This is a genomic window from Dokdonia sp. Asnod1-B02, from assembly GCF_045063955.1.
Lineage (GTDB): Bacteria > Bacteroidota > Bacteroidia > Flavobacteriales > Flavobacteriaceae > Dokdonia.
Window position 1 is genome coordinate 2,635,750 of the sequence record NZ_JBEFNW010000002.1, and the last position, 12,974, is coordinate 2,648,723.

Here is a 12,974-nt window from a genome sequence, read left to right on the forward strand (position 1 = left end):
GGTACAATTTTTATTTTTTTACTTGCAAAATGAAACTAATTTGATTTTTACTTGCATAGTAAAAGTAATGCATATATTTTTGCTTGCGATTTAAAAGTAAAAAATAATATATAGAACAAATAAAAATGAAAAATGTAATTATCACAGGAAGCAGTAACGGATTTGGATACCTCTCTGCAAAACTATTTGCAGACAACGGTTATAAGGTTTATGCAACAATGAGAAATCCTGACGGAAGCAATTCTGAAAAGAAACAAGAACTGGAAAATTATTCTTCAAACGTTAAGGTTGTAGCTATGGATGTTGCTAATGACGACTCCGTTACAAAAGCAATGGACAGCATAATTAAAGAAGAAGGTACCATAGATGTTTTAATAAACAACGCTGGTATTATGCATTTAGGAATTGCAGAGGCGTTTAGTGTAGCCCAAGCAGATGACTTAATGAACATAAACTATTATGGTATTATTAGAACCTCTCAGGCAGTATTACCAACTATGCGTAAAGCAGGAAAAGGGTTAATAATTAACACAACATCTGCTTATGGTAGAGTACCTGCACCGTTTGCAGCCACTTATAGCGCATCTAAAGCAGCTGTAGAAGCATATACACAAAGTTCAAAATATGAATTGGCACCTACTGGAGTAGAATCTATTTTAGTAGAACCAGGACCATTTGCTACTAATTTAGGAAATTCATTTGTTCCAGAAGCTAGAGCAGAAATTGTAGCAGAGAACCCAGAATTACAAAAGATTCTTGGCAGTATGGTTGAAGGATTTGGTGAGTTAATGCAGTCAGAAGATATTCCACAACCTAGTATAGTTGCAGAAGTTTATTTAAAACTGGCAGAAATGTCTCAAGGCTCAAGACCAACCCGTACAACAGTTGGATTACCATTTGGTGCAGACAAGGTTAATGAACTAACGCAGTCTATACAAGATGAGTCTTTAAACAATTACAAATTAGAGTATTTATTAGAAACAAAAATCAAATAAAATGAACAATAGCATAACAGGTAAAGTAGTAGTCATTACAGGAGGAAGTAGCGGATTAGGAGAAGCTACAGCGCATTATTTGGCAGAAAAAGGAGCAAAAGTAGTATTAGGTGCTCGTAGAGTAGAAAAATTAGAAAAAGTTGCATCGGAAATTAAACAAAATGGAGGTGCTGTTGAAATTTTAAGAACAGATGTTACCAATGCGAGTGATGTAAAAGCCTTGGTAAAAAAAGCCATTGACAGTTTTGGTAAAATTGATGTTATGGTCAATAATGCCGGTATTATGCCATTAGCTCCATTGAGTGCTTTAAAAGTTAACGAATGGGATAGTATGATCGATGTTAACATAAAAGGTGTGTTATACGGTATTGCTGCAGCCTTGCCAGAATTTGAAAAACAAAAATCGGGTCACTTTATCAATTTAGCATCTGTTGCTGGATTAAAAGTAAGTCCAGGCGGAGCAGTGTATAGCGGAACTAAATACGCAGTGCGTGCCATAAGTGAAGGATTAAGGCAAGAGGTTGGTAAAGATATTAGAACCACTATTCTTTCACCGGGTTTAATAGATTCTGAACTACAATTAGGAAGTTCAGATGAGGGCACTTCACAATTTATACAGCAAGTTTACAAAGATGCCATTCCTGCAATTTCCATTGCAAGAGCTGTGGCTTACGCTATTGAACAACCTGCAGATGTAGATATTAACGAACTCGTAATTCGCCCTACTATTCAAGAATTTTAAAAGATAAAAAAATGAAAAATTTTAAAGAAGTATTTGATATTTGGAGTGAAAGTTGGGCTATAACCGAACGAACAAAAAGAGATGAATTATTGAAAACAATTTTAGCTGATGACTTCCGTTACACAGACCCTTTAATAGAATTAAGCGGACTCAATGAGGTTTCTGACTATATTGCTGAATTTCATAAGCAATCTCCAGGTATAACTTTTGCCCAAGCAAATGTGGTTTCTCATCACAACAAAAATCTAGTAAAATGGAACACTCTTAATGAAAACCAAGAAGTAATTGATGGTGGGTCTAGTTTTGTGCTAGTTGAAAACAATAAATTAAAAGATATAACAGGTTTCTTTGAAGTAGATAATTATCCAAATTTATAATTCAGTCTTTTAACAAATTAATTTTATTTCGAAAATCACAGTAGTATGTTTCATTATTACTGTGATTTTTTATTGACGCAATGATTAAAAGCCAGTTGCCAACACCGTATATAATTTATTGCTAGTTCTAGCCTACTTACGAAAATCCTTGCGAATTTTCTATTCGGTTTTTATTTGCTAAATTACGTGCTAAACCACGCAACAAACCATATACAACAACGTGGCGGCTGATTGCCAAAGGACATGTTTTTCATCTCAAGATAAGCCACATCCAAGGCAGTAGCATACTGGAAATTCCCGCCGTCGTATGGCTCCACTTCAAAATCAAAACACCTCAAAAGTCGTTGAAATATCGAAGGGTTGAGTATAGATCGAGTTAGAGCAAATCCGCTAGGATTTTAAAGCTCTTTGTGTCTTATTATTGATTATTCGTTATGTGCTGACTAAGCGGTTCTTTGATGCCTTCCTCTCGCTATGCTCGTCGGAGGCAGGGCTCAAAAACGTCTTTATTTGTACATCATAATTATAGAAAGCTCAAACGTTGTTGCAACCAGCCACAACTACAGCATAAAGCGTCCCGAAGTACATCGGGATTTGAAAGCTCCACGCGCGGCGACAGAACCACAAATAACTGTATATTTAGACAATCAATTAATAAACAAATAAATACAGGATATCCAGCAAAATGCCGCACTCGCTTTATGCAGTGGCCTGTTGTACCCAATTTAAAAAAATATATATTCTAAAACTTGCGGGATTAAATGAATAGTTCAAAAGAAATGAAAAAACTAAATTTCGATGCGTGGGTGGACCTGATTGACGAAAGGATTTTGGATTGGAGAAATGGCTTAAATACCGAATTAAAATGCAATTTGGATTTTTCAATTGATTCATTGGATTTAATTGAAAAGTATCTTTTCGAAAACTTTACTCTAGAATCAATAAAAAGTACCGAAAATAAATTACAAATAGATGGTGCTGCCAGTTATGCAATTAAAGTCTTTGAAAAACATTGGACTAATTCTCAATACGTAATTGAGTTAGATGATAAAAAAAATGTTCTATACAATCGCCCTGCTATAATCACAAACCCGCCAAAAGGAGCTGCATTTAGCCCTTATATGTTTATTCCTGCTATTATAAATTTAAAAAAAACTGGAATCTTTAGAAAGAATCTTGAATCACGGTTATAAGATTGCGCACAAAACTGGGTACAACAAAACCTAAACGTAATGCGGACTTTAGGGCAAAACCGAAAGGTCTGTGTATATTTATGAAGTCGCAAAATCTTATGGATTTAGCTTTGGACAAGAAAAAATAAAACTAAACAATAAGCTTTAGCTTAGTGCTAATACGGAAACGAAAGGTTTCCTTGCCACCGCACTACGCTTAGCTCAGTCGTGGACGGCTGATTGCCAAGGGACATGTTTTTCATCTCAAGATAAGCCACATCCAAGGCAGTAGCATACTTGTAAATTCCCGCCGTCGTATGGCTCCACTTCAAAATCAGAACACCTCAAAAGTCGTTGAAATATCGAAGATTTGGGTATAGATCAAGTTAAAGTTAATCTGCTAGGATTTTAAAGCTCTTGCTGTCTTTCAATTAACTATCAGTTATGGCATGACTAAGCGATTCTTTAATGCCTTCCTCTCGCTATGCTCGTCGGAGGCAGGGCTCAAAAATGTCTTAGGTACACATCATAATTATAGAAAGCTCAAATGTTGTTGCGCCTGTGCATTCCTCTCGTTCGTACCTCACTCGTCGGATGCAAGAACTACAGCATAAAGCGAATGAGACATTTTTGAAAGCTCTACGCGCGGCGCACAACTCCAAAATTCATTGTATATTTAGTCCAAACAAACCAGACCATAAATTAAAGCAAATCAGCAAGGCTTGTACTGAGCTTGTCGAAGTATGCCGCACTCGCTTTATGCAGTGGCCTGTTGTACCACATTTGAGAAAAACATTTTACATACCGACAATTATTAGTTTGATTCTAATTTCTTGCGCTACGAATAAAGAAATATTCCAAGCAGAAAGATTTGCGGATTTTAATAAATTGACTGCCCCCAAAGCGGATAAAATTGAACTTGAATTTGGTTCGATTGACAAAACCCCAAAACATAAAATAAGTATTGGAGAAAGCATTTATCCGAACGAAAAGAATTATAAACTTGAAACGCCAAAAACATACAACCGAATAGAAAATGGAAAATTTGAATTAGAAACAGAATATTTCTATACGGAATCGGATAGTATTGTTAGAGTTGTTATGTACGAGTGGACTGAATTGAGAAAAACAAATAAATCTGACACTCAGAAGTTCAGCAAAAAATATAATGGACTAAAAAAACAGCTGACTTCCAAGCTTGGAGAACCAAGTTTTATCGAAATTGCTTCAGATACTGCAAAATCAAATTTTCGAGACGGAATTAAATGGCTAAATGGAAAAAAGAATAAAGCATATCTATTTATGTTGGGCAGTAATTCGAGTGATTATAGGAAAATAAGATTAGCTATTTATAGTGAATAAAAAACGTGGTACAACAAAGAACTGAGTTAAAAAACAAGCCTACTTCGACTACGCTCAGTACATGCTTTTAAACTAATATCCATCTGTAACTGACGTCATAGTATCTTCCTGATTTTATGATAGCAAAGACTTGCTTTAAGTGCTTATTTGCTACTGTGATAAGAACTAGTTTTATTTTTAATCAAATCTCATTACGTTTTCGCAAAAGCGCAATTCTTACAATCAACTTTGAAAATACTACGTACAGCAGCAACTCCAAAATTCATTGTATATTTTAGATCAAACAACAAGATCACAAACTAAAGCAAACTAGCAATCCCGATAGCTATCGGGAGATGCACTCGCTTTATGTAGTGAGCTGTATGGAATAATTTGTAACAATTTTAATGTAGAGCGTCTAACATACATTATCACTAAATCAAAAAAATGATCACTAAAATAGTAATGACCTCAAGCGCCTTATTTTTGGCAATTACTGGAATCCTTCTTTCTTTTTTACCCAATGAAATAGCAGATTATCTGAATATAGAGCCAAACATTATTACAATACTCTTTTTGAAAATAATGAGTGCGTTTTACATGGGTTTTGGAATTTTAAATTGGATGGGAAGAGGAACGCTAATCGGAGGGATTTATAATAAACCAATTGCTATTGGAAATCTCATGCATTTTGGAGTTGGGGCAATTGCGCTTGTTAAAGTCGTTTCCCATATCCAAGAGCATTCAGAAATTTTTATTTCGCTCACAATAATGTATGTACTTTTTGCAATACTTTTTACTTATATTTTTAGAACTAATCCGATTAAAACAGAAAAATAGCATAAAACTATTGCCGCCCAAAAACTGAGTTAAAAAACAAGCCTACTTCGACTACACTCAATACATGCTTTTAAGCTAATCTTGATCTATAATATTCGTCAAAGGGTATTCCTGATTTAATAATGGCAAAGTCTTGTTTTAAAAGCTTGTTTGCCGCTATTAGAAGTATTAGTTTTTCTCTTTACTCATACTTAATATGCTTTCGCGAAAGCGTACTTCTTGCTATCAACTTTGAAACCGCTAAGAGCGGCGCACAACTCCAAAATTCATTGTATATTTATATCAAACAAACAAGACCGCAAAGTAAAGCAAACCAGCAATCCCGATAGCTATCGGGAGCCCCTCTCGCTTTATGCAGTGGCGTGTTACCAGACATTGAAAAAAATAATCTTCATAACATTAACAACCCTTCTTATTTTAGCATTTATAGTGCTTTCAATGGGTAGTGGACACGGTTTTTATTGGCCAGCGAAAGTCGTTTATCCGTATTCAATGATAATAAGTGTGCTGAATAATAAAATCGGAATTGTGCCAATAATCATTGCCATTCTTCAAATTCCTGTTTACGGATTTTTGATAGTTAAAAAAGGGAAATGGACTATCCTAATATTTGGAATACATATCGTTTCTACAATCATTTGTCTGAATTTACCAACTGAAACTTTTAACGGATGAATCTGACCGAATTTTTAAACGTTAAAACAAATTATCTCGGAATTGGAATTCGGACAATTCTATTTACTGGACTGATTATACTTCTATTTCTAATTGAGATTATTGCTTTCTTTCTTTTATATGGTTCAGGGGAAGGCTCAAGTAGAATAGCTCAATTGTGGTATGTTGATTTAATAATAAATTATTTCCCAATGTTAATCGTTGGTGGAATTTCAATCTATTCAATAATTCAGCAATACCGCAAACAAGAACACTTGAAATTCAAAACTAACTTGATTGCACTTTCAATTGTGTTATTTTTATTTTTAACTAGGAATCAATTAGAACATCTGATATTTTAATCTTGTTAAACGTTTACTAACAAAGAACCGACTTAAAAACCTATGAAAAACCTACTCAAAAACGACACCCTTACAAACCTCCTATGGACTGCCTTTGGAGTCGTTGGTGCATTAAGTTATTACGCAGAAGAGAAGTATTTAATTTGTATCCTCTTAACCTTAATTGCAGTCTTGTATGCTTATAAATTATTTAAAAGTATTACCCAAAATAGAGAAATTAAAGAGTAACGAGATTCAGAATAATTAATAATTCAGCCTTTGTAATTCTTAAAGCTAGTATCTTTCTCCAAGCTATCTTATTTAAACATATACGACTAGCTACCTAAACACAAATCGCATCTACTAGCAACAGACTTACTAAAACGGAGCTTCTTATTCATGAGTACTAAACAACCAGCCAAGAATACTCCCAACACGCGTGACCACTCAACTACCCGTAGAGCTGCATGGAATTTGTTTAAAAAAGTAATGCTATTCATGATTTTCTCTTTAGTGGTTAATCATCTGGCAACGCGAGAGAGTTTCCCAGACGGTGAGTCATATCGATTTCCAATGGAAGGTTTTCTATCGTCTCTTGCCTTGTGTACATTCATTGGGATTATAGCGTATCTTAATTTTAAATTTTACGAGAGAAAGTATTTCTCAAAAAAGGTAGAAATCAAGTCTATCTCATGGTATATGGTCACTACGCTTGGATATATTACCATCATGTATATCCCGTTAGGTATACTTTTAAATAAAATTGCGGGAGGAGAAACTGAATTCTATTACTTACTAACTGGACTGCTAGTTACCTTGTTGGTAAGTTTCATTCTCATAGGGTTTGCATATTCCCTAGATATCTATAATTTATATAAGCTGTCCATAAAAGATGCCGAAATCACTATTGAAAGTGGCGCAACAATAACGAAGCTTTCGTATGATAATATTGCTTGCTTTTACAGCGAAAATAAAATTGTTTATGCTGTTCAAATAGATGGTAAAACAATTACCTCAGATTTCACATTAAATGCGCTTGAAGAAAAGATAAACGATCAATTATTTTTTAGAGCCAACAGGCAAATCATCCTCCACAAAGATGCAGTAGACCACATTGAAAAGATTGAAAATGGCAAGTTGCGCGTCCAGTTAAAGACTGCTATTGAAAACAAAGCAATCCATAATATCACCATTAGCCGTTATAAGCGAGAAGCATTTATGAATTGGTTTCAGTAACATGCAACGACACAGTCTGCTATTCAGTTATCAATTTGCGACCATTCAGTAAAAACATCAGCGTTTAAAGGGTTTTTCAGAGTTTAAGTTCATTATTTCGTATTGAATTTAAAATCAAGAAAATGAACAAACTTACCGTACGACAAATAGTAATTCCATTAGTTACCCTTGCCATTATTTGTTTCATGTACTTTGGACCAATTACCAGAACACCTTTTGAAAATATAATTATCTCTATGATCATCATTATAGCAAATTATATAGAATACAAAGGAAAACCATTTACGGCACTTGGGTTTAAACGTGATAATTTCAATGCAAAAAATCTCCTTGTGCATGCTCCGTTAGTTGCACTGGCACTCTTTATTTTTTATGTCTTTGCTGTGGTTCCGGGAATCGAGATGCTCACAGGAGTTCCTATTGATTATTCCAGCATGAGCCAGTTAGAAGGAGATCTTCAAATCACAATCGTCTGGTTATTGATAGTTTGGGTTACTGCGGGATTTGGAGAAGAAATTATTTTTCGAGGTTATCTTATGCGACAGTTCGTCAAGTTCTTTGGAGATAGCAACATCAGTCTTGCTATTAATATTCTAGTCATTTGTGGCTTTTTCGGATATATGCACATGCAGCAAGGAATCACGGGGCAACTTGTTGTAGTAATTATAGGAGCACTCTTATCTATCATATTCTACAAGCGCAAATACGACTTGTGGTTTATGATTATGACACATGGCATTTTCAACACACTAGGTATTTTAAGTTTTTACTTTGGCCTAGCATAGCGATCTCAATTTATTCATTACTTTTAATGAAAACCACAAGAGCAATTACGCCAAAATGCCGCAACAGCTTATTATTTTTATAAGGTATCAGAACGACAAACCTGATGTGCTAATTCAAAAAATCGTCCAATTGTTTGACACCTCAAAGGAGGTAGACCTCAATAGTGATGATTATACTACTCAGTTTCCCGAAGCTAATGGTACAAAGTCTTTTGCAATCAATCTTTCATATAAAGCTAGAGACTATAAAACTGCGGTCTATGAAATACTATTAAAAGCTAATAAATTAGGCCAATTCTGGACAGTACAAGGACCTGTGAGAGCAAAAAGTAATTACTTTATGATGCATATAGAAAATGATGATCGTAATGACTTACCAAAAGACATTATAGGCTATCGCATTATTTTAAATTCTGATTTAAATTAGTTCTAGCATAAAAAGAAAATAAAGGAACCATCATACTTCTGGTCTAAGTTTCAAATAGATTTCGCACAAAAATATTTCAACAGTTTTCTTTTCACATAGAGGAAATTATCATTGTTGGTTTTTACGCTTTCGCGAAAATGTGATTGTCATTTACAGATGTGAAGTCTATATGTAAATCAGGTAACATTATAATTCATTGTATATTTAGTCCAAACAAACAAGACCGAAATTAAAGCAAACCAGCAAAGCTTGTACTGAGCTTGTCCAAGTATGCCGCACTCGCTTTATGCAGTGGCCTGCTAGCAATAATATTAAGCGAACATCGAGGAAATATACCGCAAAGCCGAAAGTACTAATTTAAACGGCGCAACTGTAAATGAAAGATTATACATTTCTGGACTTTTAAGTGAGTTTGATAAAGCAATGAAAAAGGATAAAATCAAAGCAAGAGAAATTTTGAAAGCTCTAAAAGTGGACGAAAAATCGATTGACCAAATAGTTGCGAAGTGAAATACAGTATTCCAGAAAAACGCGAATTGACAAAATATGAAATTGAGTTTTTAACATATTTGTGCGAAAAAGAAAAAAAAGAATGGTTAACCCAAATTAAAGGTTTGAAAGTCATCGCAAGATGTGGTTGCGGAATTTGTCCGACAATACTATTGGGAAATTCAATAAATTTAGAAGTTCAATCCAATAAAAAATTATGGATTGATTATTACGCTGAAGATGATAATGGAAATCCGATTGGAATATCAATTTTCGGAACTGAAGAAATGCCAACTGAACTTGAATTTTTCTCTCTTGATGGTAATGCCGATGTTAAAAAAATACCGAAAATAGAAACGCTGAAAAGCAATGGTAACTAACTGAGCGAAAAAAACTATTGCCAACAAAGAACTGAGGTAAAAAACAAGTCTACTTCGACTACGATCAGCACAAGCTTTTAAACTAGTTTTAATCTATAGTTTTCATCGTAGGTTTTCCTGATTTTATGATGGCTAAGACTTGCTTTAAGTCCTTGTTTGCTACTATAACAAATGCTCTTCACTTCCCATACTTGGGTTACGCTTTCGCGAAAGCGTAATAGCCAACTTTGAAAGTGCTACGTACAGCAGCAACTCCAAAATTCATTGTATATTTAGATCAAACAAACAGGATTGCAAATCAAAATAAATCAGCAATCCTGATAGCTATGGAAAATCGTGTGTGACTTATGCAGTGGCCTGATGGCAGGACAAAATTAGAAGAATAATATAATTTTAATATATCTCTATGGATATTAGAAACATCGATTTTAAGAATCAAGTTATACCTTTCTTAATTCCGCTTGCACTTATAAGCGTATTAATCCTTTTTTCAAAATCAACTCAGTTTTTAGCAAATCCTAGTTTGATTTCTGTGGGGATAACTATAGACTTAATGCTAACCGTTCCATTGATTTATTTCTTTTTAATTAGAAAAAAGGAAATTCCAAAGCAAACAGTTATTCTAGTTGTAATTATTGGTCTTTTTATCTGTTACAAAATAATACCCACAGAAAATCAAACCGTATTGCCATTTTTAGGCGCCTGGCTATTGCCTATTTTAGAAGTTGGAATTATCGCTTATATTCTAATAAACCTTCGAAAGGCACGATTAAACTACAACCTAAATAGGGGCAATTATATAGATTTTTATACTGTTGTAAAAACAATTTCTCGAGACCTTCTCCCTAATTTTATGGCGAGAATAATTGCGACAGAAATTACAGTAGTGTACTATGGTATTATAAAGTGGAAACGCCGTTCGTTAAAAAATGGAGAATTTTCAATCCATAAAAAAAGTACTTCTATTTCAATATTCTTGGGCATTATGCTAATCATCGGCGTAGAAACTACGGTCTTTCATTATATCTTAGAGCAAGAGGGCAATCCAAAGGCATGGCTAATCACCTTTTTAAGTATCTATTCATTACTACAAATTCTAGGTTTCCTGAAATCTATCATTAAAAGACCAATCTCTTTTGAAGAAGATATTCTTCATTTAAGATATGGCATAATAAAAGAAACTTCTATTGAGTTAAGCAACATTAAAAGTATTGTGCTTTCTTCAAAAAATAAATACCAAAAAGGGAGTAGACTTTCCATTTTTGGTAAACATGAGAATCATAATGTGACCCTAACTCTAAAAAAGACTGGAATTCTTTATAGTCTATATGGCATAAAAAATAATTTTACAACAATCTCATTTCATGTAGACGAACCACAAAAGTTTTTCAATAAAATGTGTGAATCTATTAAGGAACTTGAATAAAAGTAAACTGTTACCTAGTTTAATTTTATTATTGAGCTTTTACATTATTTGTTTAGACGGATATAGCTAGCAAGGAGAAATGCTCTTATTGTTGTGTGCCAATTCTAAAGACAACAAAACCTAAACATAATGGTGACTTTAGGGCTACATCGAAAGGTCTGAGTATATCTGTGATGTTGCAAAATCTTATGGTTTAGCTTTGGAATAACTCAAAACAATAAGCCTTAGGCAAGTCGCAGATAAAAACAAAAAAATTGCTTGCCCCTCCACTACCCTTAACTTAACCGTGGAGGCTAATTTCCAAAGGACCTATTTTTCATCTCAAGATAAGCCACATCCAACGCAGTTGCGTTCTAGGAAATTCCCAAAATAGTTAATTTCTCACTCGTCGGAGGCAAGTTTAAAGCTCTACGCGCGGCACACAACTCCAAAATTCATTGTATATTTAGATCAAACAAACAAGACCATAAACTAAAGCAAATCAGCAATCCCGATAGCTATCGGGAGCTGCATTCTCTTTATGTAGTGGCTGTTACCTAGAATTTATGAAAAGTCATTATATTTTAATATTTGCAATCCTACTCACAAGTTGTAATTCACTTAAACAATTACAATTAATGAAATCTGGAAAAACTGAACAGAAAGATTTTTTTATAACAACTCCATTTGAATTTCGTGCAGGATTACCAGTTCTAGAGGTGCAAATAAACGGAATGAAAGGAAATTTTTTATTTGACACAGGAGCTCCAAATATTATTTCATTAGAGTTTGCAAAAAAATTGAGCTTAACGACAAAAGCAAAAGGAAATGTTAGAGATTCAGGGGGGAATACGTCAGCAGACCAGAAATATGTTTCTCTTTCTAATGTTAAAATTGGTTTAGTTAATTTTCTAAATACTGGAGCAATAGTACAAGATTTGAGTTCTTCAGATGTAATGGAATGTATCAAACTTGATGGTATCATTGGTGCTAACCTTATGAAAGAAGCTTTTTGGAAAATTGATTATAAAAATCAAACAATTACTTTAACAGATAACATTTCAAAACTAGATATATCTAGTGATTATGAAGTATTAAAATTCAACCCAAAAATATCAAGTACTCCTTTAATTAGTTTATTAGTGAATGGTACTGAAATTAATAATATAACTTTTGATACTGGTTCAAATGGAGAAATAACTTTACCAAAAAATTTTTATCACCAATTAAAGAAAGAGGATGTAAACCTAAATAGTACTTTCACAAAAGGTTCAAATACATATGGTGTAAGTGGTATCGCAAAATCTGATACAACTTATTATGCAAAAAGTAAAAGCTTAAGAATTGGAGATACTTCTTTTAATGGCAAAATCATCCAATTTAGGGAGTATTCAAATATTGTAGGAACAGGTTTTTTGAAGAATTTTAACATCATATTAGATTGGAGAAATAACCAGATATTCCTAAAAAAAATCGAAAATTATGATTACGATTCTATTGAAGATTTTGGATTTAAGCCAAATTTAAAAGACAATAAATTAGTTGTTGGAGTCATATTTAACAATTCTAGTTCTTATGGAAAATTAGAAATTGGAGACGAAATATTAGAAATAAATAAAACTGATTTTACAAAGTTTTCAAAATTCGATTTTTGTGAATTGATAAATAATGGAAATTGGGAGTACGAAAAAAGCGGAAAAATAAAAATTAAGGTTAAAAGAGATAAGGAAATTTTCATTTACGACATCAGGAAATTAGAGCTACTAAAATAAGCACTATTGCAAACTACG

At 33.5% G+C, this 12,974-nt stretch carries 14 protein-coding genes; all 14 read left to right on the forward strand.

The features are described 5' to 3' along the window. Positions 1 to 125: 125 nt before the first annotated feature. The 14 genes from ACJJVU_RS11880 to ACJJVU_RS11945 all read left to right on the forward strand — a co-directional run bounded on the left by ACJJVU_RS11880 (position 126) and on the right by ACJJVU_RS11945 (position 12,956). The gene (locus tag ACJJVU_RS11880) at positions 126 to 995 is read left to right on the forward strand and encodes an SDR family oxidoreductase (RefSeq protein ID WP_405225699.1); all 870 of its coding nucleotides are present in this window, start codon (positions 126 to 128) and stop codon (positions 993 to 995) included. Between the two features lies 1 nt (position 996). Then, positions 997 to 1,737 (forward strand): SDR family oxidoreductase, encoded by a 741-nt coding sequence (locus ACJJVU_RS11885; protein ID WP_405225702.1) that lies wholly within the window; start codon positions 997 to 999, stop codon positions 1,735 to 1,737. A gap of 11 nt (positions 1,738 to 1,748) precedes the next feature. Beyond that, a complete protein-coding gene (locus tag ACJJVU_RS11890) occupies positions 1,749 to 2,114 on the forward strand; it encodes a nuclear transport factor 2 family protein (RefSeq protein ID WP_405225705.1) in 366 nt (121 codons plus the stop codon). Between the two features lie 761 nt (positions 2,115 to 2,875). After that, on the forward strand, positions 2,876 to 3,307 hold the full coding sequence (locus tag ACJJVU_RS11895) for a hypothetical protein (RefSeq protein ID WP_405225708.1): 432 nt from the start codon (positions 2,876 to 2,878) through the stop codon (positions 3,305 to 3,307). Between the two features lie 573 nt (positions 3,308 to 3,880). Beyond that, positions 3,881 to 4,648 carry a hypothetical protein gene (locus tag ACJJVU_RS11900; protein WP_405225711.1) on the forward strand — a complete coding sequence of 256 codons (768 nt, stop codon included), beginning with the start codon at positions 3,881 to 3,883 and terminating at the stop codon, positions 4,646 to 4,648. 426 nt (positions 4,649 to 5,074) lie between these two features. Next, the gene (locus ACJJVU_RS11905) at positions 5,075 to 5,467 is read left to right on the forward strand and encodes a hypothetical protein (RefSeq protein WP_405225714.1); all 393 of its coding nucleotides are present in this window, start codon (positions 5,075 to 5,077) and stop codon (positions 5,465 to 5,467) included. A gap of 671 nt (positions 5,468 to 6,138) precedes the next feature. After that, on the forward strand, positions 6,139 to 6,483 hold the full coding sequence (locus tag ACJJVU_RS11910; RefSeq protein WP_405225717.1) for a hypothetical protein: 345 nt from the start codon (positions 6,139 to 6,141) through the stop codon (positions 6,481 to 6,483). 42 nt (positions 6,484 to 6,525) lie between these two features. Beyond that, positions 6,526 to 6,711, forward strand: a complete 186-nt coding sequence (locus ACJJVU_RS11915; protein ID WP_405225720.1) for a hypothetical protein — start codon at positions 6,526 to 6,528, stop codon at positions 6,709 to 6,711. 150 nt (positions 6,712 to 6,861) lie between these two features. Further along, the gene (locus ACJJVU_RS11920) at positions 6,862 to 7,698 is read left to right on the forward strand and encodes a LytR/AlgR family response regulator transcription factor (RefSeq protein WP_405225722.1); all 837 of its coding nucleotides are present in this window, start codon (positions 6,862 to 6,864) and stop codon (positions 7,696 to 7,698) included. A 122-nt stretch (positions 7,699 to 7,820) separates the two neighbouring features. Then, entirely contained in the window at positions 7,821 to 8,483 is a 663-nt protein-coding gene (locus tag ACJJVU_RS11925) for a CPBP family intramembrane glutamic endopeptidase (RefSeq protein ID WP_405225728.1), read from the forward strand. A gap of 130 nt (positions 8,484 to 8,613) precedes the next feature. Next, positions 8,614 to 8,910, forward strand: a complete 297-nt coding sequence (locus ACJJVU_RS11930) for a hypothetical protein (protein WP_405225731.1) — start codon at positions 8,614 to 8,616, stop codon at positions 8,908 to 8,910. Positions 8,911 to 9,416: 506 nt separating this feature from the next. Further along, a complete protein-coding gene (locus ACJJVU_RS11935) occupies positions 9,417 to 9,779 on the forward strand; it encodes a hypothetical protein (protein ID WP_298325559.1) in 363 nt (120 codons plus the stop codon). A gap of 406 nt (positions 9,780 to 10,185) precedes the next feature. After that, positions 10,186 to 11,205, forward strand: a complete 1,020-nt coding sequence (locus ACJJVU_RS11940) for a hypothetical protein (RefSeq protein WP_405225734.1) — start codon at positions 10,186 to 10,188, stop codon at positions 11,203 to 11,205. Between the two features lie 617 nt (positions 11,206 to 11,822). Then, positions 11,823 to 12,956: an aspartyl protease family protein gene (locus tag ACJJVU_RS11945; protein WP_405225737.1), complete on the forward strand. Its 1,134-nt coding sequence runs from the start codon at positions 11,823 to 11,825 to the stop codon at positions 12,954 to 12,956. The last annotated feature ends 18 nt before the right edge of the window (positions 12,957 to 12,974 follow it).

Coding starts and splice junctions, on each gene's coding strand:
- ACJJVU_RS11880 (WP_405225699.1), top strand. CDS start 126: ATGAAAAATGTAATTATCACAGGAAGCAGTAACGGATTTGGATACCTC.
- ACJJVU_RS11885 (WP_405225702.1), top strand. CDS start 997: ATGAACAATAGCATAACAGGTAAAGTAGTAGTCATTACAGGAGGAAGT.
- ACJJVU_RS11890 (WP_405225705.1), top strand. CDS start 1,749: ATGAAAAATTTTAAAGAAGTATTTGATATTTGGAGTGAAAGTTGGGCT.
- ACJJVU_RS11895 (WP_405225708.1), top strand. CDS start 2,876: ATGAATAGTTCAAAAGAAATGAAAAAACTAAATTTCGATGCGTGGGTG.
- ACJJVU_RS11900 (WP_405225711.1), top strand. CDS start 3,881: ATGCAAGAACTACAGCATAAAGCGAATGAGACATTTTTGAAAGCTCTA.
- ACJJVU_RS11905 (WP_405225714.1), top strand. CDS start 5,075: ATGATCACTAAAATAGTAATGACCTCAAGCGCCTTATTTTTGGCAATT.
- ACJJVU_RS11910 (WP_405225717.1), top strand. CDS start 6,139: ATGAATCTGACCGAATTTTTAAACGTTAAAACAAATTATCTCGGAATT.
- ACJJVU_RS11915 (WP_405225720.1), top strand. CDS start 6,526: ATGAAAAACCTACTCAAAAACGACACCCTTACAAACCTCCTATGGACT.
- ACJJVU_RS11920 (WP_405225722.1), top strand. CDS start 6,862: ATGAGTACTAAACAACCAGCCAAGAATACTCCCAACACGCGTGACCAC.
- ACJJVU_RS11925 (WP_405225728.1), top strand. CDS start 7,821: ATGAACAAACTTACCGTACGACAAATAGTAATTCCATTAGTTACCCTT.
- ACJJVU_RS11940 (WP_405225734.1), top strand. CDS start 10,186: ATGGATATTAGAAACATCGATTTTAAGAATCAAGTTATACCTTTCTTA.
- ACJJVU_RS11945 (WP_405225737.1), top strand. CDS start 11,823: ATGAAATCTGGAAAAACTGAACAGAAAGATTTTTTTATAACAACTCCA.